Below are 21,455 nucleotides of genomic sequence, written 5' to 3' on the forward strand. Positions count from 1 at the left end.
GAAGCTCAACCCCAAGTCTACATTATTCGGTGAATGTATTCGAAGACTGATAAGCTTTGGTCGCAAAGCTTATCAGTGAACAGAATTCCATAACGCTCGAACAGCGAATGGCCTCGGCGGTGACGACGTTACTGCCGACGTCTGAAATGGGAGGAACTAACATCTCCCCCACAATGGCTTGTTCAACGAACCGGCGGCGTTAGTGACGCGTGACATGACACGGAGCGCGCGGGCCGAGTATCTGGGCGGAAGAGAGCGAAGGATTCGCGTTGCTAGACGTGAAAGAAGTCCAGATTGGTCAAATTACCTGCTGTTACCGCTGTCAAGACGACTTCCATATCCGCCGAACCCTGGTTCTGAGCTACGGCTGAGCTATTAACGTAGACAAATGTGTCCGCGCCGCTCTGAATCCACGCGATACTATGCGCAGCGACCTGCGTGCTTCCGGCTATCAAGCCCTGGACTGTCGTGGCTCCAGCGATACCCGAAATGTCGATGAGGTCTGTCCCATGAACGAAATCACTGATGGTGTCATGGCTTACGACGGTCGACTCGGAAACGGCAGCGAAGACAAAGTGGTCGGCTCCAGCCCCTCCGATCAACGTGTCGGCGCCTCCTCGCCCCTGGATCACGTCATTTCCTGCTTGACCATCCAATGTGTTGTTGCCGGCATCGCCGGAAATGACGTCGGCAAAAGCTGAGCCGCGGATAGCATTCACACCCGTAAAGGCATCAGTGCCGACGCCCGCGATATCGCCAGACGCGGTCCCGTGGGAGTTGTTAGCGGCGAGATCGACGGTCACCCCATCCAGAGCATTGTAGAAAGCGATGCGGGTGTTGCCGTTGCCGGTAATCGTGTCATTGCCGCCCATTCCCTCAAACTCGTTGAAGGTGGTGAAATCGCCGACGTTCGGCCCGGAGACGCCGAAATTGGTCGTGACATAGGTGTCTGCAAAGTTGGTCCCGCGGATGGCTTCAACCGATCGGAGGGTGTCTGTCCCGATGGCAGCGTCGCCGCTCACCACGCCCGAGGCCATATCGACTTGAATACCTGAAGCCGAGCCATCGTTATTGTAGAAAGCCCTGTCGAAGCCGCCTTTACCGTCGATGGAGTCGTTGCCGGCACGGCCGGCAAAATCTTCCGCCGTACCGTTAGGATTGGCGGAGCCGGTGATGGTGTCGGCGAATGCCGAGCCCGACACCGATTCAACACCCGAGAAGGTGTCGGTGCCCACGGAGGTATCCCCGGTCACGGTGCCTGACCCGCCGCTGGTGGTGGAGGTCCAGCCACTGAAGGTGATCGTCACGGGGCCTGTTGCGTTGGTGTACATCAGACGCGTGTTGCCGTTGCCGGTGATGGTGTCGTCACCGCCAAGGCCCTCGAACTGGTTGAAGGTGCCGTTGTTGCCGACGTTGAGAGCGCCTGCGAGGCCGTATCCCGTCGCCACATAGGTGTCGGCAAGGATGGTCCCCTGGACAGCTTCGATCGAACGCAGCGTATCAGTGCCGATAGAGGAGTCACCGGTGGCTGTGCCGCTCGCCATGTCAATGGTGACGCTGCCGGTCGAAAGATAGATGTTGTTGTAGCTTGCGGTATCAAAGCCGCCGCGACCGTCGATGGTGTCGTTGCCACCAAGCCCCGTAAATGTCTCGTTGATTCCGCTTCCTGACAGGGAATCGGTGAACATCGAGCCCATGATGGCATTGATACCCGTGATCGTATCGCTTCCGACCGAGGAATCTCCTGTGGCAGTGCCGGCGGCCAGGTCAACCACGACGCCGGCGGTCGCATTGTTGAATCCGATGCGCGTGTTGCCGTTGCCGACGATGGTGTCGTTGCCGCCTTCGCCTGTGAACTCGTTGAAGGTTCCAAGCGAACCGGCGTTCGTGCTGCTGTCGCTGAACCCAACTGCATTGTAGGTATCGGCAAAATTGGTGCCCCGGACAGCTTCGACCGACACAAATGTATCGGTACCGACCGTGGCGTCGCCCGTCACGCTGCCCGCCGCCAGATTGACGATAGTGCCCGATGTGGTGGTCGGATCGTTGTTGTAGTCGACGCGGTCGAAGCCGCCGCGACCATCGATCAGGTCATTGCCGGCAAATCCGGCAAATACCTCGACCGTGCCGAATGCATTGTTGCTTCCGGAAAGAGTATCCGCGAAGGAGGAGCCCCAGGCTGAAAGGATCCCCGGGCCAACAAAAGTGTCCTGACCGACTGATGCGTTGCCATTCGCGGTTCCCGCCGCGATGTCAACGATAACTCCTGCGGTCGCGCTCACATAGGAAACGCGCGTCAAGGCTGCGCCCAATGCGTTCACGGCACCTGTGATCGTGTCGTTGCCGCCCCTGCCTTCGAATTCGTTGAAACCAACGGGGGTACCCGGCGTGCCGGTGGCGCCCGTAAAGCCGGCTGCATTGAATGTGTCCGCAAAATCGCTGCCAACTGCGCCTTCGATGCCAACGAGTGTATCGGTGCCGACGCCGGGACCGGATGCCGTGCCGGCCGCGAGGTTGACGGTGATCCCACCCGTTGCATCGGTATAAACCGCGCGATCGAAATTGGTCCCACCATCGAGCAGATCGTTGCCGCCGAATCCCTGAAGCCGATCATTTCCGGCAAGTCCGGAAATGGCATCCGCTTGGCTCGTTCCGAGCAGAACATCCGAACCCGAGGTGCCGTTTGTGGCGGTGGGCAGGACGAAGTCGCTCTGCTGGAGGCTCGTCACACCAATCAGCGTCAGGGTATTGCCGCTGCCGAAATCAATGATGGTATTGCCGCCGCTCACCGTTGCTTTCGATTGAACATCTGCAAACGTGAAGATGTTCGACATGCCTGTTAGATCGATCGTGTCGCCCTGGGTGCGGTCGAAGTCCGTGATGGTGTCCGCTCCGTCGCCGTTGGCGTAGACGAACGTGTCCGCACCGTTGCCCCCGGTCAGGGTATCGGCACCGGCGCGGCCGTCGAGCCGATCGTTTCCGTCCCGCCCCTCAAGGGTGTTGGCATTGGCGTCGCCGAGAATGAGGTCGGCGAAAGATGAACCGCGGACGGCATTCACGCCGGTGAACGTATCCGTGCCGACACTTGCGACGTCGCCAGCGGCCGTGCCGTGGGACGTGCCGGCGGCGAGATCGACCGTTATTCCATCCAGAGCATTGTAGAAAGCGATGCGGGTGTTACCGTTGCCAGTGATGGCGTCATCGCCCGCCATGCCCTCGAACTCGTTGAAGGTACCGAAATCGCCGGCATTTGCGCCGGAGACGCCGAAATTGGTCGCCACGTAAGCGTCGGCAAAGCTGGTCCCGCGGATCGCTTCAACCGATCGGAGGGTGTCTGTCCCGATGGCAGCATCGCCGGTCACCACACCCGAGGCCATATCGACTTGAATACCTGAGGCCGAGCCATCGTTATTGTAGAAAGCTCTGTCGAAACCAGTTTTACCGTCGATAAAGTCATTGCCGGCGCGGCCGGCAAAATCTTCCGCTGTACCATTAGGATTATTCGAGCCGGTGATGGTGTCGGCAAATGACGACCCCGACACCGAGCCGACATCCGAGAAGGTATCGGTGCCCACCGACCCATCACCGGTTACGGTGCCAGACGCGCCGCTTGTGGTGCTGGTCCAGCTATTGAGACTGAAAGTGATCGTCACGGGACCGGTTGCATTGACGTAGGTCAGACGGGTGTTGCCATTGCCGACGATGACGTCGTTACCGCCCATTCCCTCAAATTGATTGAAGGTGCCGTTGTTGCCCACGTTGGCATAAGGAACGCCGGTAGCAGGATCGATAGCCCCGGTGACGCCGAAATTAGTCGCATCATAGGTGTCGCTAAAATTAGTACCTTGAATGGCTTCGATTGAGCGCAAGGTGTCGGTGCCGCTTGAGACATCGCCGGTCACCGTTCCAGCTGCAAGATGAACACTGATCCCACCCGTCGTGAACGTTAGATTGGCATACTGCGCCGTGTCGAAGCCACCTTTTCCATCGATAAGATCATCGCCGGCAAGGCCCATGAAGTTTTCGTTGGCGCCGCTTCCCGAAAAGGTATCGGCAAACATCGACCCCATGACGGCGTTGACGCCGCTGAATGTATCGGTGCCCACCGAGGCATCGCCAATCGCCGTGCCCGCGAGGAAATCGACCGTTACGCCGGCGCTCGATTGCGTATATTGGAGTCGGGTGTTCCCGTTGCCGATAATAGTATCGTTGCCGCCCATGCCTTCAAAATTGTTGAAGATGCCGCTCGATCCCGCATTGGTGCTGGTGCCGCTGAAACCGGTGGAATCGAAAATATCAGCAAAGTTGGTGCCGCGGACGGCTTCCACTGAGCGCAGCGTGTCAGTGCCGATCGTAGCATCGCCAGTTACGGTTCCCGCTGCAAGATTGACGGCTATGCCCGTGGTTGTGGTGACATCGTTGTTATAGACAGCGAAATCGTAGCCGCCGCGGCCATCGATCAGATCGTTGCCGGCACGACCGTCATATTGCTCGAAAGTACCGTTGGGATTGTCGCTGCCCCGCAGCGCGTCGGCAAATGCTGACCCAATGACAGAATTGACGTTTGTGAAGGTGTCGTTGCCGACCGACGCATCGCCGCTCGCCGTACCCGCCAAATCAACGGTGACTGCCGCTGTCGCACTGGCATAGGAAATACGGGTCAGGATCTGTCCGGAAGGATTGACCGTGCCGACGATGATATCGTCTCCCCCCATGCCTTCGAAGCTGTTGAAGCCAATTGGCGTGCCGGGTATCCCGGAATTGCCGGTGAAGCCGACCGCCGAGTAGCGGTCGGCAAAGTTGCTGCCCTGAATGGCTTCGATACCGATCAGAGTGTCGGTGCCGACACCTGGACCCGTCACGGTCCCGGCCGCCAGATCGGCGGTGATGCCCCCGGTTGCGTCGACATAGACCGCTCGATCAACACCCGACAAGCCGTTGAATATGTCATTACCGCCGAAGCCCTCGAATGCATCGTTCCCAGCGGTCCCTGTCAGGGCATTGTCGCCAGCGTCGCCGAAAATGGCGCCGGGCACGCCCACCAGATAGACCACTGCGCCGCTGGTGGCGGTGTTGCCGGCCGCATCGCTCACCCGTGCCGTCAGGGAGTTGCTGCCCTGGTTGAGCGTGACCGTGGTGGTCCAAGTCCCGTTGCCCTGCACGACCGCACTGCCGATCGCGGTGGTGCCGTCGAGAATGGTGACGGTGGCGCCGGCATCGGCCACGTCGACCGTGCCGGTGATGGTCTGGCTCGCCTGGTTGGTCGACCCGCCCGCGCTGGTGATCGCAACCGTCGGCGCCGCCGTGTCCAGCGTAAAGATCAGCGATGCGCTGCCGGTGTTGCCAAAGCTGTCCGTCTGGCTCGCCACGATGGTGTGCGACCCGTCGGCCAGCCCGCCCGGCGTGAACGACCACGCCCCTTGCGCATCGGTGGTGGCGGTCGCGGCCACCGCACTGCCGTCGATCGTGAAGTGCACCACCGTGTTGGCAAGCCCGGTGCCGTTCACGGCCGGGTTGGAGGTAACGTGGTCGGTGGCCGAACTGCCGGTGTCGGAGACCAGGCCTTCGGTCACGGTCGGACCGGTGGTGCTGAGCGTATAGACCACTGCGCCGCTGGTGGCGGTGTTGCCGGCCGCATCGCTCACCCGTGCCGTCAGGGAGTTGCTGCCCTGGTTGAGCGTGACCGTGGTGGTCCAAGTCCCGTTGCCCTGCACGACCGCACTGCCGATCGCGGTGGTGCCGTCGAGAATGGTGACGGTGGCGCCGGCATCGGCCACGTCGACCGTGCCGGTGATGGTCTGGCTCGCCTGGTTGGTCGACCCGCCCGCGCTGGTGATCGCAACCGTCGGCGCCGCCGTGTCCAGCGTAAAGATCAGCGATGCGCTGCCGGTGTTGCCAAAGCTGTCCGTCTGGCTCGCCACGATGGTGTGCGACCCGTCGGCCAGCCCGCCCGGCGTGAACGACCACGCCCCTTGCGCATCGGTGGTGGCGGTCGCGGCCACCGCACTGCCGTCGATCGTGAAGTGCACCACCGTGTTGGCAAGCCCGGTGCCGTTCACGGCCGGGTTGGAGGTAACGTGGTCGGTGGCCGAACTGCCGGTGTCGGAGACCAGGCCTTCGGTCACGGTCGGACCGGTGGTGCTGAGCGTATAGACCACTGCGCCGCTGGTGGCGGTGTTGCCGGCCGCATCGCTCACCCGTGCCGTCAGGGAGTTGCTGCCCTGGTTGAGCGTGACCGTGGTGGTCCAAGTCCCGTTGCCCTGCACGATGGCGGTGCCGATCGCGGTGGTACCGTCGAGAATGGTGACGGTGGCGCCGGCATCGGCCACGTCGACCGTGCCGGTGATGGTCTGGCTCGCCTGGTTGGTCGACCCGCCCGCGCTGGTGATCGCAACCGTCGGCGCGCTCGTGTCCAGCGTAAAGATCAGCGATGCGCTGCCGGTGTTGCCAAAGCTGTCCGTCTGGCTCGCCACGATGGTGTGCGACCCGTCGGCCAGCCCGCCCGGCGTGAACGACCACGCCCCTTGCGCATCGGTGGTGGCGGTCGCGGCCACCGCACTGCCGTCGATCGTGAAGTGCACCACCGTGTTGGCAAGCCCGGTGCCGTTCACGGCCGGGTTGGAGGTAACGTGGTCGGTGGCCGAACTGCCGGTGTCGGAGACCAGGCCTTCGGTCACGGTCGGACCGGTGGTGCTGAGCGTATAGACCACTGCGCCGCTGGTGGCGGTGTTGCCGGCCGCATCGCTCACCCGTGCCGTCAGGGAGTTGCTGCCCTGGTTGAGCGTGACCGTGGTGGTCCAAGTCCCGTTGCCCTGCACGACCGCACTGCCGATCGCGGTGGTGCCGTCGAGAATGGTGACGGTGGCGCCGGCATCGGCCACGTCGACCGTGCCGGTGATGGTCTGGCTCGCCTGGTTGGTCGACCCGCCCGCGCTGGTGATCGCAACCGTCGGCGCCGCCGTGTCCAGCGTAAAGATCAGCGATGCGCTGCCGGTGTTGCCAAAGCTGTCCGTCTGGCTCGCCACGATGGTGTGCGACCCGTCGGCCAGCCCGCCCGGCGTGAACGACCACGCCCCTTGCGCATCGGTGGTGGCGGTCGCGGCCACCGCACTGCCGTCGATCGTGAAGTGCACCACCGTGTTGGCAAGCCCGGTGCCGTTCACGGCCGGGTTGGAGGTAACGTGGTCGGTGGCCGAACTGCCGGTGTCGGAGACCAGGCCTTCGGTCACGGTCGGACCGGTGGTGCTGAGCGTATAGACCACTGCGCCGCTGGTGGCGGTGTTGCCGGCCGCATCGCTCACCCGTGCCGTCAGGGAGTTGCTGCCCTGGTTGAGCGTGACCGTGGTGGTCCAAGTCCCGTTGCCCTGCACGATGGCGGTGCCGATCGCGGTGGTACCGTCGAGAATGGTGACGGTGGCGCCGGCATCGGCCATGTCGACCGTGCCGGTGATGGTCTGGCTCGCCTGGTTGGTCGACCCGCCCGCGCTGGTGATCGCAACCGTCGGCGCCGCCGTGTCCAGCGTAAAGATCAGCGATGCGCTGCCGGTGTTGCCAAAGCTGTCCGTCTGGCTCGCCACGATGGTGTGCGACCCGTCGGCCAGCCCGCCCGGCGTGAACGACCACGCCCCTTGCGCATCGGTGGTGGCGGTCGCGGCCACCGCACTGCCGTCGATCGTGAAGTGCACCACCGTGTTGGCAAGCCCGGTGCCGTTCACGGCCGGGTTGGAGGTAACGTGGTCGGTGGCCGAACTGCCGGTGTCGGAGACCAGGCCTTCGGTCACGGTCGGACCGGTGGTGCTGAGCGTATAGACCACTGCGCCGCTGGTGGCGGTGTTGCCGGCCGCATCGCTCACCCGTGCCGTCAGGGAGTTGCTGCCCTGGTTGAGCGTGACCGTGGTGGTCCAAGTCCCGTTGCCCTGCACGATGGCGGTGCCGATCGCGGTGGTACCGTCGAGAATGGTGACGGTGGCGCCGGCATCGGCCACGTCGACCGTGCCGGTGATGGTCTGGCTCGCCTGGTTGGTCGACCCGCCCGCGCTGGTGATCGCAACCGTCGGCGCGCTCGTGTCCAGCGTAAAGATCAGCGATGCGCTGCCGGTGTTGCCAAAGCTGTCCGTCTGGCTCGCCACGATGGTGTGCGACCCGTCGGCCAGCCCGCCCGGCGTGAACGACCACGCCCCTTGCGCATCGGTGGTGGCGGTCGCGGCCACCGCACTGCCGTCGATCGTGAAGTGCACCACCGTGTTGGCAAGCCCGGTGCCGTTCACGGCCGGGTTGGAGGTAACGTGGTCGGTGGCCGAACTGCCGGTGTCGGAGACCAGGCCTTCGGTCACGGTCGGACCGGTGGTGCTGAGCGTATAGACCACTGCGCCGCTGGTGGCGGTGTTGCCGGCCGCATCGCTCACCCGTGCCGTCAGGGAGTTGCTGCCCTGGTTGAGCGTGACCGTGGTGGTCCAAGTCCCGTTGCCCTGCACGATGGCGGTGCCGATCGCGGTGGTACCGTCGAGAATGGTGACGGTGGCGCCGGCATCGGCCATGTCGACCGTGCCGGTGATGGTCTGGCTCGCCTGGTTGGTCGACCCGCCCGCGCTGGTGATCGCAACCGTCGGCGCGCTCGTGTCCAGCGTAAAGATCAGCGATGCGCTGCCGGTGTTGCCAAAGCTGTCCGTCTGGCTCGCCACGATGGTGTGCGACCCGTCGGCCAGCCCGCCCGGCGTGAACGACCACGCCCCTTGCGCATCGGTGGTGGCGGTCGCGGCCACCGCACTGCCGTCGATCGTGAAGTGCACCACCGTGTTGGCAAGCCCGGTGCCGTTCACGGCCGGGTTGGAGGTAACGTGGTCGGTGGCCGAACTGCCGGTGTCGGAGACCAGGCCTTCGGTCACGGTCGGACCGGTGGTGCTGAGCGTATAGACCACTGCGCCGCTGGTGGCGGTGTTGCCGGCCGCATCGCTCACCCGTGCCGTCAGGGAGTTGCTGCCCTGGTTGAGCGTGACCGTGGTGGTCCAAGTCCCGTTGCCCTGCACGATGGCGGTGCCGATCGCGGTGGTACCGTCGAGAATGGTGACGGTGGCGCCGGCATCGGCCACGTCGACCGTGCCGGTGATGGTCTGGCTCGCCTGGTTGGTCGACCCGCCCGCGCTGGTGATCGCAACCGTCGGCGCCGCCGTGTCCAGCGTAAAGATCAGCGATGCGCTGCCGGTGTTGCCAAAGCTGTCCGTCTGGCTCGCCACGATGGTGTGCGACCCGTCGGCCAGCCCGCCCGGCGTGAACGACCACGCCCCTTGCGCATCGGTGGTGGCGGTCGCGGCCACCGCACTGCCGTCGATCGTGAAGTGCACCACCGTGTTGGCAAGCCCGGTGCCGTTCACGGCCGGGTTGGAGGTAACGTGGTCGGTGGCCGAACTGCCGGTGTCGGAGACCAGGCCTTCGGTCACGGTCGGACCGGTGGTGCTGAGCGTATAGACCACTGCGCCGCTGGTGGCGGTGTTGCCGGCCGCATCGCTCACCCGTGCCGTCAGGGAGTTGCTGCCCTGGTTGAGCGTGACCGTGGTGGTCCAAGTCCCGTTGCCCTGCACGATGGCGGTGCCGATCGCGGTGGTACCGTCGAGAATGGTGACGGTGGCGCCGGCATCGGCCACGTCGACCGTGCCGGTGATGGTCTGGCTCGCCTGGTTGGTCGACCCGCCCGCGCTGGTGATCGCAACCGTCGGCGCGCTCGTGTCCAGCGTAAAGATCAGCGATGCGCTGCCGGTGTTGCCAAAGCTGTCCGTCTGGCTCGCCACGATGGTGTGCGACCCGTCGGCCAGCCCGCCCGGCGTGAACGACCACGCCCCTTGCGCATCGGTGGTGGCGGTCGCGGCCACCGCACTGCCGTCGATCGTGAAGTGCACCACCGTGTTGGCAAGCCCGGTGCCGTTCACGGCCGGGTTGGAGGTAACGTGGTCGGTGGCCGAACTGCCGGTGTCGGAGACCAGGCCTTCGGTCACGGTCGGACCGGTGGTGCTGAGCGTATAGACCACTGCGCCGCTGGTGGCGGTGTTGCCGGCCGCATCGCTCACCCGTGCCGTCAGGGAGTTGCTGCCCTGGTTGAGCGTGACCGTGGTGGTCCAAGTCCCGTTGCCCTGCACGATGGCGGTGCCGATCGCGGTGGTACCGTCGAGAATGGTGACGGTGGCGCCGGCATCGGCCATGTCGACCGTGCCGGTGATGGTCTGGCTCGCCTGGTTGGTCGACCCGCCCGCGCTGGTGATCGCAACCGTCGGCGCCGCCGTGTCCAGCGTAAAGATCAGCGATGCGCTGCCGGTGTTGCCAAAGCTGTCCGTCTGGCTCGCCACGATGGTGTGCGACCCGTCGGCCAGCCCGCCCGGCGTGAACGACCACGCCCCTTGCGCATCGGTGGTGGCGGTCGCGGCCACCGCACTGCCGTCGATCGTGAAGTGCACCACCGTGTTGGCAAGCCCGGTGCCGTTCACGGCCGGGTTGGAGGTAACGTGGTCGGTGGCCGAACTGCCGGTGTCGGAGACCAGGCCTTCGGTCACGGTCGGACCGGTGGTGCTGAGCGTATAGACCACTGCGCCGCTGGTGGCGGTGTTGCCGGCCGCATCGCTCACCCGTGCCGTCAGGGAGTTGCTGCCCTGGTTGAGCGTGACCGTGGTGGTCCAAGTCCCGTTGCCCTGCACGATGGCGGTGCCGATCGCGGTGGTACCGTCGAGAATGGTGACGGTGGCGCCGGCATCGGCCATGTCGACCGTGCCGGTGATGGTCTGGCTCGCCTGGTTGGTCGACCCGCCCGCGCTGGTGATCGCAACCGTCGGCGCCGCCGTGTCCAGCGTAAAGATCAGCGATGCGCTGCCGGTGTTGCCAAAGCTGTCCGTCTGGCTCGCCACGATGGTGTGCGACCCGTCGGCCAGCCCGCCCGGCGTGAACGACCACGCCCCTTGCGCATCGGTGGTGGCGGTCGCGGCCACCGCACTGCCGTCGATCGTGAAGTGCACCACCGTGTTGGCAAGCCCGGTGCCGTTCACGGCCGGGTTGGAGGTAACGTGGTCGGTGGCCGAACTGCCGGTGTCGGAGACCAGGCCTTCGGTCACGGTCGGACCGGTGGTGCTGAGCGTATAGACCACTGCGCCGCTGGTGGCGGTGTTGCCGGCCGCATCGCTCACCCGTGCCGTCAGGGAGTTGCTGCCCTGGTTGAGCGTGACCGTGGTGGTCCAAGTCCCGTTGCCCTGCACGATGGCGGTGCCGATCGCGGTGGTACCGTCGAGAATGGTGACGGTGGCGCCGGCATCGGCCACGTCGACCGTGCCGGTGATGGTCTGGCTCGCCTGGTTGGTCGACCCGCCCGCGCTGGTGATCGCAACCGTCGGCGCGCTCGTGTCCAGCGTAAAGATCAGCGATGCGCTGCCGGTGTTGCCAAAGCTGTCCGTCTGGCTCGCCACGATGGTGTGCGACCCGTCGGCCAGCCCGCCCGGCGTGAACGACCACGCCCCTTGCGCATCGGTGGTGGCGGTCGCGGCCACCGCACTGCCGTCGATCGTGAAGTGCACCACCGTGTTGGCAAGCCCGGTGCCGTTCACGGCCGGGTTGGAGGTAACGTGGTCGGTGGCCGAACTGCCGGTGTCGGAGACCAGGCCTTCGGTCACGGTCGGACCGGTGGTGCTGAGCGTATAGACCACTGCGCCGCTGGTGGCGGTGTTGCCGGCCGCATCGCTCACCCGTGCCGTCAGGAAGTTGCTGCCCTGGTTGAGCGTGACCGTGGTGGTCCAAGTCCCGTTGCCCTGCACGATGGCGGTGCCGATCGCGGTGGTACCGTCGAGAATGGTGACGGTGGCGCCGGCATCGGCCATGTCGACCGTGCCGGTGATGGTCTGGCTCGCCTGGTTGGTCGACCCGCCCGCGCTGGTGATCGCAACCGTCGGCGCCGCCGTGTCCAGCGTAAAAACAACGGGCGCGCTCGTGGTGATGTTCGCTCCAGCGTCCAAGGCCACGATGCTGTGGTTGCCATCTCCCGTCAGAGTAACGGTTTTGCTCCAAACGCCTCCAGAGCCAACGGTAATCGTTCCAATCTGCGTGGTGACACCGTTGTAAGTGTCGTACAAAGTTACTGTCGTTCCAACGAAGGCCGCATCAACGGTTCCGCTGATCGTCTGACTCGCTTCGTTGACTGGACCACCTGCGTTGCTGATAGTTACAGGGGCGAACGAAACCATGACAACAGCTTGTGCTGTATCCAAAGTGGGTATGAGGGACTTCGTTGCAGAGGTAGCAGAATTTGCTGTATTGACGGCCAGTATCGCAGTATTTGGAGTGTTCGATCCGCCACTAGCCTGGCCTGTCACGTCGTTTGCAACGACGGTAGTCGGAGCCTCGGTCGGTGATGGTGGAGGACTCCCAGCAAACTTCTGCAGCGACTTTGTATTGACATCCCCTCGCTTGCCGTCGCTCGGTGGCGGCGTGTCTGGAGCGAGCTGTTTCCCGATATCGTAGGTCGTCAACACCTGCTGGAAAGCGCTGAATTCCTGCGCAACTTGGCTTGGGCTCTTACTGATCGCTTGCGTGATCACCTCGAGATTGGCGGCTGGCGTTATGGTCAGCGATGGACCATCGCTGGTAACTATCCCGATTGGATCCCCGGCGATACAAACGCCTTGAAGCAAGTTCGTTGGGACGCATTTAAAGACCTGTACTGAATGAACCTGACCATCATGCTGATCGGCAACTGAGACCGAGACCTGCCCATCCACTGAATCGACATTGAGAATGACTGCTGTCCCGCGAATTCCGATCACGGCAGTAGGCGTCGCGACCTGCATCTCGCCCGTCTTGGCAACCTGGCCAGCGACAAAACTGGCCGCACCCTGGACAAGAGTGAACAGCGAATGGTTCGAACCGCTCGTCAGACTGACTAAAGTACCATTCGCATTACTCTGCTCTTCATACCCCAATTCGTTCAACATGAAGCGAGCGTTGGCACTTAAGTTGAACGTTGTGCCGTCGATCAGAACCAAACCGAGGGTTGAGCCGCTTCCAGTCTGCACGACATCGTTCTGAAAGACGACGTCCCCGTTATTCGCCTCGATCGTAACGCCATTGCGAACGATGCTGGCGCTTCCCGTTATGGTGGCGACGTGACCGATCACCTTGCCGGCCGGATCATTTCCTCCGGCTTGAGCAAAGGCTTGATGGCCGGTTAGTGCTTCAACGACTCTCGAATCGAGTAATGCACCGTCCCGCGACATCAGCGGTGAGCGCTTTTCACCGAGAAAGTAATCGCGAATTGTAACGCGATGGTTCGGGTCAGAAATGATGAGATCAGAGCCCGAACGCGCATATTCTCCTGAAAATAGCAGGTGCGCGTCCGGAATGATGAGTGCGTTAGCTGGGCCTGGCGCAGGGAAACCAAAGGAGCCCCACGCCACCTCAGACGCCGCGACATCGAATCCAAGATTCAATGGGGTATTCAAATTGGACCCCCACTAGACATTTGAAATTAATTTGTTTGAGCATTACTAATACTCAAACAATTAAATTGAAGAGCGCTTTTTTGCAGCCAAAGCCCGAGATAGGACTTGTTGAAGCCTGTCGATTGTTCGGCCAGCCTAGAATTGGGACCCCGGGGCCATATGAGCGCCCATCGTACTGTGCAATTCAAGTCCAGGCGCAGGCACTATTTGGGAGTACCGACTATGGAGCAACCGAGAAGGTCCCGTCGCTTGGACCTCTTCGAGGTGCGCCGTCGATTGGTAGACGCGCGCAATCGGCATCTTGATAACCGCATTGTGGTAAGGCGTATCAACGGTCTGTTATGCCGCATTTATCACTTGGAGGAGGTGCGCGATCACAGCCAAAGTGAGCGAATCCGCAAAGCGTTTCACGCGGCGCTCCGAGAAACCTAGGTTTTTCGATGGGTCTCGGTCATCGAAGCGTAGAGGTCATAGGCCAGTGGCTGCAGGCAGATGTTCTTCAAGCGGGCGCAACTCCTCAAAGAGGCTGTGGTTACCACCCGGCCTGTTCTCAGCGGGCACACACTGATTTAATACAGTGCGGGCTGACATGGCCTGTGGTTGTATGCGCTCGTTGCAACATAGGGAGTATACAATGAGGAACTTACCGTACGCCCACGATGAAGGCCGCCTTGTTCTGAGAGGCGGATTGAGCACTCATAAGCACGTGTTTAAGAGCGAGCTTAAGAGCGATTGATGGGTCAGATTTCGGTGCTGACGGGGCCGGAACGCCGGCGGCGTTGGAGCGAGGATGAGCGGTGCCGGATCGTTGCGGAGGCCTTTGCGCCGGGATCGTGTGTGGCGCAGGTTGCGCGGGATCACGATATTTCAACGGGGCTGATTTACACCTGGCGGCGTCGGCTTCGCCAGGACCTTGCTGACCAGGGCTTTGTGGAAGCGGCGATGGAAGCGGAGCCGATCAAGGAAGCGGCACCGTCCGGTGAAGTGATCGTGGTGGAATTGACGGGGAGCGGACGGATCAGGATTTGCGGGTCGGCGCCGCCCTTGCTGGTGTCGGCGGTGTTGAAGGCGCTGCGATGATTCCGATCCCCTCTGGCGTGCGGGTATGGCTGGCGACGGGCCATACCGATATGCGGCGCGGCTTTCCGAGCCTGGCTTTGCAGGTGCAGGAGGTCTTGAAGCATGACCCACTGGGGGGTCATTTGTTTTGCTTCAGGGGGCGCCGTTCAGATCTGATAAAAATCATCTGGCACGATTCTCAGGGAGCGTGCCTGTTTACAAAAAGACTCGAAAGAGGAAGATTCATCTGGCCTTCGGCTGCCGGTGAAGCCGTGACGATCTCTCCGGCGCAGCTTTCTTACCTGCTATCTGGGATCGACTGGCGGAATCCTCAAGAAACTTTGCGTCCAACGCGAGTTGGATAGCATTCTGCGATTGAACCTACCGGGAAATCTGATTCACTGGCTTCATGAGTTTGAAGCCGGATGACCTTCCTTCGGATCTCGCCAGCGCCCAGGCGGCGCTGTTGATCGAACGTGAGGCGTTGCGGGCTGAACGCGACGCGCGGCTGAGGGTCGAGGTCGAACGCGATGCGGCCGCGGCGAAGGTCAGCCGGATACAGGCCGAAGCCATCAATTGGCAAGCCGAAGCGGCCAACGCGCGGGCGAAGCTGTCGGACAATGAGGCGCTGATCGCGCATCTCGAGCTGCGGATCGAGAAGCTCAAACGCGAACTGTACGGGCCGCGTTCCGAGCGCACGGCGCGGCTGATCGAGCAGTTGGAATTGGAACTTGAAGAACTCGTCACCACGGCGAGCGAGGATGAGCTCGCCGCGCAGGCCGCGGCGGCAAAGGCGCAGAGCGTACGCGCCTTCACGCGCAAGCGGCCGGTGCGCAAGCCATGGCCGGATGACATCGAACGCGAGCGCGTCGTCATTGAGGCTCCAACGAGCTGCGCCTGCTGCGGTGGATCGCGGCTGGCGAAGATCGGTGAGGATGTGACCAAGACGCTGGAGGAGATCCCGCGCTGCTTCAAGGTCATCGAGACGGTACGCGAGAAGTTCACCTGCCGCGATTGCGAGAAGATCAGCCAGCCGCCGGCGCCGTTCCATGCCACGCCGCGCGGCTTCATCGGCCCGCAATTGCTGGCGACGATCCTGTTCGACAAGTTCGGTATGCATATCCCGCTCAATCGCCAGAGTGCGCGCTTTAAGTGCGAGGGGATCGACTTGCCGTTGTCGACCCTGGCCGATCAGGTCGGTCACGGGACCTTCGCCGTGATGCCGCTCTTCCACCTGATCGAGCGCCATGTACTCGCGGCCGAGCGCCTGCATGGCGACGACACCACCATCCGCATCCTGGCCAAGAGCAAGTGCACAACCGGGCGGATCTGGACTTATGTGCGCGATGACCGGCCCTTCGCCGGGCCTGCGCCGCCGGCGGCGGTCTATTACGCCTCGAGCGACCGGCGAGGTGAGCACCCGCAGAAGCATCTGGCCGCCTTCGCCGGCATCCTGCAAGCGGATTGCTACAGCGGCTTCGAGCCGTTGTTCGATCCGCAAAAGAAAGCGATGCCGATCACACCGGCGTTTTGCCTGGCCCATGCGCGGCGGGGCTTCTTCGAGCTGGCCGACATCGAGAAAAACGCCCGGGAAGGCCAGAAGGGCAAACCCATCTCCCCGATCGCACTGGAGGCGGTCAGACGCCTCGATGCGTTGTTCGAGATCGAACGCGCCATCAATGGCCGCAGCGCCGACGAGCGGCGTGCCGTGCGCCAGGAGAGGAGCAAACCACTTCTCGACGACATGCACGCCTGGTTGCTCCGCGAGCGCGAAACCCTCTCGCGCTCCTCCGAGGTCCTGAAGCCTATGAACTACATGCTCAGGCGCTGGGACGACTTCGCCCGCTTCCTCGACGATGGCAGGATCTGCTTGACCAACAATTGTGCTGAGCGCGCATTGAGGGGCATCGCATTGGGAAGGCGCAACTGGACCTTCGCCGGCAGCCAGCGCGGTGCCGACCGTGCCGCCATCATGCTGACGATGATCACGACCTGTCGCCTCAACGACGTCGATCCCAAGGCCTGGCTCGCCGACGTCCTCGCCCGTATCGCCGATCTTCCCGCGTCGCGTCTGCACGAACTGCTGCCCTGGGAATGGAAGCTCCTGCGCCAAGCCGACAAGCCCGCCGATCAGCAGGCCGCCTGACCTTCACGCAACGCCATCATAGAGCTCGCCGTGCCCGCGCGCATGTCTCAATCAGGCGGTCTTCGTCGTATGCGTACAACTTACCTACCATCATTGCTATTGCAGCTCTCGCCAACTCGCTTTCGTCAGGGGTAATGGCGCAATCGACGCAACCTTCTAGCGGGGCGACAAAGGCCCCCGCTACGACGCAGCAACCCGACAAAGGTATGGCCGGGAAGAAAAAGCCGATGATGACTACCTGCACGCCGCGTCAAAAGATGTCTGGGGCAGCTTGCTCGTAACAAGCTGGAGGCCGCCTTAGTTGGCGGCCTCTTTCATTTGAAGCATCTCCAAAATCTCTCTGTATTTGGCGAGCACCTGTTCGAGCGTCTATAAGCCCTTGTCAGGCGGAGCTGCCGGCAGCCACGCACTGTCTCGACTCTTCTGGGCCCGGCACAGAAGGCCAGAGCTGCAGTATGAGGAGCAGGATAGGACGGGGCGTCGACCAACGGCTGCCTCGAAGAGGTTCAGGCATTCACCCTCCAAGAGAAGCCCGCAAAAGTGGCTTCCTCCCGCCTAGCGAGAGCACCTGAGACGCAGCGGTGGAGCAGGTTTTTTTCTAGATTCTCTCCCTCCGCCACTCAGCCAACTCATTTCGTACTGCGGCGTGGAGACAGGCGTAAAAATCCGGCCGTTTTTCCCGGGATTTCTCGCGCTGGAGAACCTCCGCCGCAGGTCTAAAGCAGGCCCCCACGTGCCCGGAGAACGGATTTTTCTCCGAATCTTAGTACCCGGGGATCGGTACTGTACGGTATTTTCCGGCGAACGAAGCGCCTTTGGGTGGGGCGGTTTGAATCTCTCTCGCTCAACCGAGAAGATCAGGACTGCAAAACTGAAGTCTTGTAATCGGAAGTTTACCAGTCCGATATCTACCACCCCAGCCATCCATTCGCGCGTTGAAAGAGGCTTCGCGGGAGGGGTGAGAACCCGCTGCGAATTGACTTGCCAACTCCGCACGAAGCGCCTCCCGGGGCGCCGAGGCTGTCTCAAGAGAAAGCAAATCGAATAGCTCCCGACACACCCCTGAGGCATTTGTCGACGCCGTTTAAAACGCTTCCAGAGCTTGCTTTCGACGCCACTCTGGACGGTTCGCATTAAGAATGATCGAGCGCAACGACGGACGCAACGACAAAACGCCTTCCAATTGTGAGCGCTTCAAAGACGAATAGCGTCGGTGCGAGTCGTCGGTGTCGTCTGTGAGTAGGGACACATTTTCACGCGTCGCCGCGGGTATCGGCCACATTTGTCATTGGACTACTGTATCTTTGGGTGGGCGGTCGTAACGAGGCGGTACGAGCGCGAACACGGCATCAATTAGGATGACCCTGCTGAGCAGGGCCAGCCAACATTTCCAATGCTACGGGATATTATCGTCCCTCCGCCCTCCAATGCTGTAGGAACGATTGAGGAAGAATTCGCGATTGCCGAGAGCGGCCTCCGCATGTTGATCAATCGCGACGATGATTGCCTTCACGTGCTGATAAGCCCCGATCACGCCAAAGGAGAAACCTGCCGCCGGCAACGTCATCGATCTGATGGAGGCGCTGCGCAGGAGCGTTGGCCAGGAGCGGACGTTGAAATCAGGTCCCAAGAAGCCGAAGAAGGCCACCGGACAGAAGGGGATGCTGCTGCCGATTGCCGGCAAGAAGCCGGCCAAGGAAGCGAGCGCGAAAAGACCCGCCGCCAAACCCCACCGCAAGTCGGCATAAGTGCGATTCCGCGCAGCAACCACTCGATCCAAGCAGTCAGCCGAGAGGTCGGGTTTGTCTGAAATGGAAACCGTTCGGAGTGAACCTCCTGGCCACGGCGCGCACCTCGGCCTCGCAGGTTTCCAGCGCGATCTTCTGGGCAAGCATGACGTCTCCGATTGGTAGAGCGAAGATCGGCATGAAACACAGCCCGTCCTGCAGGCGACCTCTTTCGTCGATCTCGCACACGTTCACGGAGGCTCCGGCGTGAATCCTGTATCGCTTTCCGCTGTCGCTCCCGACGACCTCGAAATAGCCCTTCCTGGCGAACTGCTCCCGCTGCGCCGGCGACAGCCACTCTCGCAAGAGCCGCAACGAGCGCCCCTCCGGCGTGGCCTCGGCGCCGTGCCTGATGAAGAGGGCTCGCGTCGCTCTCATGCGGGAGCGGCCGCCCGGCGGCAATGGGCGAAAGCCGACCATGGCCGGGCCGCTTACCCGCCGACCAGCCTGGGGAAGAAGACGGTTTCTTCCGCAGTGGAGTCGAACGATCGGAGATGCGAGGTCTGACCCGGCCCTGTCCGGACCGCAGCCGTGAAGCCGGCGTTGGTGAGCTCGTAGAACCGCTGCTCCGCCTTCGCCAGTTCTTGTGTGTCGTGGGGGTTGAAGAGATGACGGGTATCGCCGGTGCGGTCCATCACGATCTGAACTGCCATGATCGCCTCCTCGGATTGCTGTGATAGCCAAGGACCCGATACAGTATCCGACCGACCTCAGGGATTTTCAAGAGAAGAACATTGCATCGCGAGGCACTGCCGATCGCAGCGAACGCGATCACGCTGGCGGGCGCTCTGGTCAACATCCCCCGATTCGTTATGCTTCGCCTGCCCCCGACAAGATCGACGCCGGCGGCGCAGTGCGCACCGGCAGCGGCCGCTCGATGTTCGAGGCCCGCGACAGACCGCTCACTTTTGCGTCATATCGGCCGACTAATGCCAGCAAACGCCGCCTGGTGAACGGATCCGCTCGCTCAGCCAGGGTACGAATGCGCTGCGCCTGTTCTCTGCAGAAGTCCTCGTCCATTACGCCCCCTCACTCAAGCAAAGCTGCAACCGAACTTTATTTAGGCGGCTTCAACTCGCCAGCCAACCAGCCTACCGCGTCCGTCTTCATTGGATCCACGAAGGAAACCACGTCAGCGCGTTCGCAGGTCGAGCATTCGAAGGTGTGCTCCTCGAATCCGCGTTTGCCGGGAGAGATTCGTGCCAATGCCATCCGGTGCTTACATATCGGACACGTCGGCCGCTCGTTGAGATACTCAGTCATCTTTTGATCCGGAACCCGACCATGCGCTTTCCAGAGCGGGAGGCTGCAAGATCTGACATTCCGAATTCCCCTTGCCCTGCTGCCAGTCGGGGTCGCGGGCGGGTGCCGACATCGCGTACGCGTAGCGCATCTCGGAGGCACAGAGATCATCCAGCTTACGCCATAGGGATGGATGCGCCCAAGCGCTCGTGGTCAGGCAACTGTTATCGCGAGCAGGCCATCGGTCGCATTTGGCCGCAAGCCGCCCTCTGCCAAAGGTCCTCGCCTCGGCCGCTTGCAGCCGCATTCGAAGCACCTGCAGTTCTGTACCGTTTGTGCAAAACAGCATAACCGTAAGTCTGATCGCGAATACTCATTTATCCTGCCCAATAACATGACTTTGAACTGATATACCGACGTAGGACGAGCATTAAGTAACAGCTAGGTCATGCACCCCGGTGGCGGAGCATCCGTGAGGTGCTTTGAGGGCGCAGCGGACGCCAACTGCTCCCAGTACTCCGCCTCGGCGAGCAGCTTCCAGCTTCTGCGCAAACGCTGTACGGTTTCCATTCCAGCCTCCCGTAGTTTTTCCAACTCTATTTTTTGTTTTTGCGTCAGAGTCATCATGATTATGACTCAAAACTAGTTTTCGGTTTTTTGGCTGCCGATAGGCGAGTCGATGGCGCGCTTGCTGCGAATGATTTTCGTTTCGGCCTCTCAGCCACAATCATTCGATGTACGAACGGCCGAGCGGCGCGAGCGTTTGGCTCGCATCCCGCGGTATTGTTTTGACTTCGACAGGTCGACTACATCGAGACGAGGTAGGCGAGGACCTGCCCGACAATTAGATTAGTCCGGTTGGCGCACCATATTGAGGGCAGCGTGGGATGTTGAGGACGTGCTCACTGCTGGCGGCGCATGGCGTCTTGAAGTCCGCAGCCGTGAGGCGCCGGTCTTCCGGATAGATCAAAACCGAATGGGTCGGGTCAATCTAACTGCAAAGCACTCACGGTCTCAGGTTAGATGGCTACTGGAACTCCTGGTGCAGCTTTGTCGTTCAGTCAACGGCAAGGATGCGAATGACGGACTGACTCGCCAATAGCCTTAGCCGACCTTCTGGTTGCGTGCCCGCAGTGCAATGCATGGCCCATGGTGGTAACTGGTCCAATGTCTAGGTTGGGCGATCGAAGCGAGATGAGAATTTCGCTGCCCTCGATGCCGCAGGCGCGAGATATACGATCTGCGCTCTCCGTCGCGTGCGGATGGAAGTCCTTTCCATGGGCCGCGACAGCGCCTTTTCATCCGGCCCACCGCTCGTGAGAGGTAGCGTCGAGTCACGCTGCTAGTTCGTGTACCGAGACCGCAAAGTCTCAACGCTCTGATCGCGTCATAGCGTCGAACTCTGTCACTTCAATAATTGTAGCGTAGGGGAGACGTGCTCAAATAATCTGTTCGATCGTTAAGCGTGTCGATGAGTTGAAAAAAGCGAGAATACGTTTCGTTTCTCGATCGCCCTCCTGCGAGTTGATGACCGAAACATTCGCCGAAGCCACTTGCCGAGATCATCTGTGCGCCGAAATTGGGCGGCTCGCATTGTCTCAGCTAGGTCTTCAAAATGGAGAGCACCCTGCTGCCGTTTCATCACAGCACCTCGCGGCGACGGAACTTGCGCATTTCGTGCAGAGCAGACGAATGCGGCAGTATCTGCGGTACAGAAGGTTGATGATTGCCCACATGACCAAACCGCATTGTTAG

General features: G+C 62.0%; 9 protein-coding genes and 1 pseudogene. 4 read left to right on the plus strand and 6 right to left on the minus strand.

Features of this window, described 5'->3' with window-relative positions; all coding sequences use genetic code 11:
• Positions 1–272: 272 nt before the first annotated feature.
• On the minus strand, positions 273–11,984 hold the full coding sequence (locus tag IVB18_RS11840; RefSeq protein ID WP_247989331.1) for an Ig-like domain-containing protein: 11,712 nt from the start codon (positions 11,982–11,984) through the stop codon (positions 273–275).
• A gap of 2,217 nt (positions 11,985–14,201) precedes the next feature.
• On the opposite strand from IVB18_RS11840, the gene IVB18_RS11845 reads away from it, so the two are divergent.
• Genes IVB18_RS11845 through IVB18_RS11855 form a run of 3 tightly spaced genes read left to right on the plus strand, consistent with a single transcriptional unit; the run spans position 14,202 to position 16,671 of the window.
• On the plus strand, positions 14,202–14,546 hold the full coding sequence (locus IVB18_RS11845) for a transposase (protein WP_188106852.1): 345 nt from the start codon (positions 14,202–14,204) through the stop codon (positions 14,544–14,546).
• Positions 14,543–14,890 (plus strand): IS66 family insertion sequence element accessory protein TnpB, encoded by a 348-nt coding sequence (tnpB, locus tag IVB18_RS11850; protein ID WP_082758020.1) that lies wholly within the window; start codon positions 14,543–14,545, stop codon positions 14,888–14,890. The genes IVB18_RS11845 and tnpB overlap by 4 nt, the downstream gene beginning before the upstream one ends.
• Positions 14,891–14,934: 44 nt before the next feature.
• Positions 14,935–16,671, plus strand: a complete 1,737-nt coding sequence (locus tag IVB18_RS11855) for an IS66 family transposase (RefSeq protein WP_247983306.1) — start codon at positions 14,935–14,937, stop codon at positions 16,669–16,671.
• Between the two features lie 1,396 nt (positions 16,672–18,067).
• Here the strand turns inward: IVB18_RS11855 and IVB18_RS11860 are convergent.
• Complete coding sequence (locus IVB18_RS11860) at positions 18,068–18,301, minus strand: hypothetical protein (RefSeq protein ID WP_247991611.1); 234 nt, start codon at positions 18,299–18,301, stop codon at positions 18,068–18,070.
• Between IVB18_RS11860 and IVB18_RS11865 the strand changes: the two are divergent.
• Positions 18,198–18,419, plus strand: a pseudogene (locus IVB18_RS11865) (Ku protein); the annotation flags it as partial. The gene IVB18_RS11860 and the pseudogene IVB18_RS11865 sit on opposite strands and share 104 nt — an antisense overlap.
• 36 nt (positions 18,420–18,455) lie before the next feature.
• Here IVB18_RS11865 and IVB18_RS11870 read toward each other — a convergent pair.
• From IVB18_RS11870 to IVB18_RS11885, 4 genes are all read right to left on the minus strand, one after another.
• Entirely contained in the window at positions 18,456–18,836 is a 381-nt protein-coding gene (locus IVB18_RS11870; protein WP_247989332.1) for a hypothetical protein, read from the minus strand.
• Between the two features lie 53 nt (positions 18,837–18,889).
• A complete protein-coding gene (locus IVB18_RS11875; RefSeq protein ID WP_247989333.1) occupies positions 18,890–19,111 on the minus strand; it encodes a hypothetical protein in 222 nt (73 codons plus the stop codon).
• Positions 19,112–19,268: 157 nt separating this feature from the next.
• Positions 19,269–19,478, minus strand: coding sequence for a hypothetical protein (locus tag IVB18_RS11880; RefSeq protein ID WP_247989334.1), 210 nt, complete (start codon positions 19,476–19,478; stop codon positions 19,269–19,271).
• 663 nt (positions 19,479–20,141) lie between these two features.
• Entirely contained in the window at positions 20,142–20,327 is a 186-nt protein-coding gene (locus IVB18_RS11885) for a hypothetical protein (RefSeq protein ID WP_247989335.1), read from the minus strand.
• Between the last annotated feature and the right edge of the window lie 1,128 nt (positions 20,328–21,455).

This window comes from Bradyrhizobium sp. 186 (assembly GCF_023101685.1).
Taxonomy (GTDB): domain Bacteria; phylum Pseudomonadota; class Alphaproteobacteria; order Rhizobiales; family Xanthobacteraceae; genus Bradyrhizobium.

Coding starts and splice junctions, on each gene's coding strand:
- IVB18_RS11880 (WP_247989334.1), bottom strand. CDS start 19,478: ATGGACGAGGACTTCTGCAGAGAACAGGCGCAGCGCATTCGTACCCTG.
- IVB18_RS11845 (WP_188106852.1), top strand. CDS start 14,202: ATGGGTCAGATTTCGGTGCTGACGGGGCCGGAACGCCGGCGGCGTTGG.
- IVB18_RS11885 (WP_247989335.1), bottom strand. CDS start 20,327: ATGATGACTCTGACGCAAAAACAAAAAATAGAGTTGGAAAAACTACGG.
- IVB18_RS11870 (WP_247989332.1), bottom strand. CDS start 18,836: ATGAGAGCGACGCGAGCCCTCTTCATCAGGCACGGCGCCGAGGCCACG.
- tnpB (WP_082758020.1), top strand. CDS start 14,543: ATGATTCCGATCCCCTCTGGCGTGCGGGTATGGCTGGCGACGGGCCAT.
- IVB18_RS11875 (WP_247989333.1), bottom strand. CDS start 19,111: ATGGCAGTTCAGATCGTGATGGACCGCACCGGCGATACCCGTCATCTC.
- IVB18_RS11855 (WP_247983306.1), top strand. CDS start 14,935: ATGAGTTTGAAGCCGGATGACCTTCCTTCGGATCTCGCCAGCGCCCAG.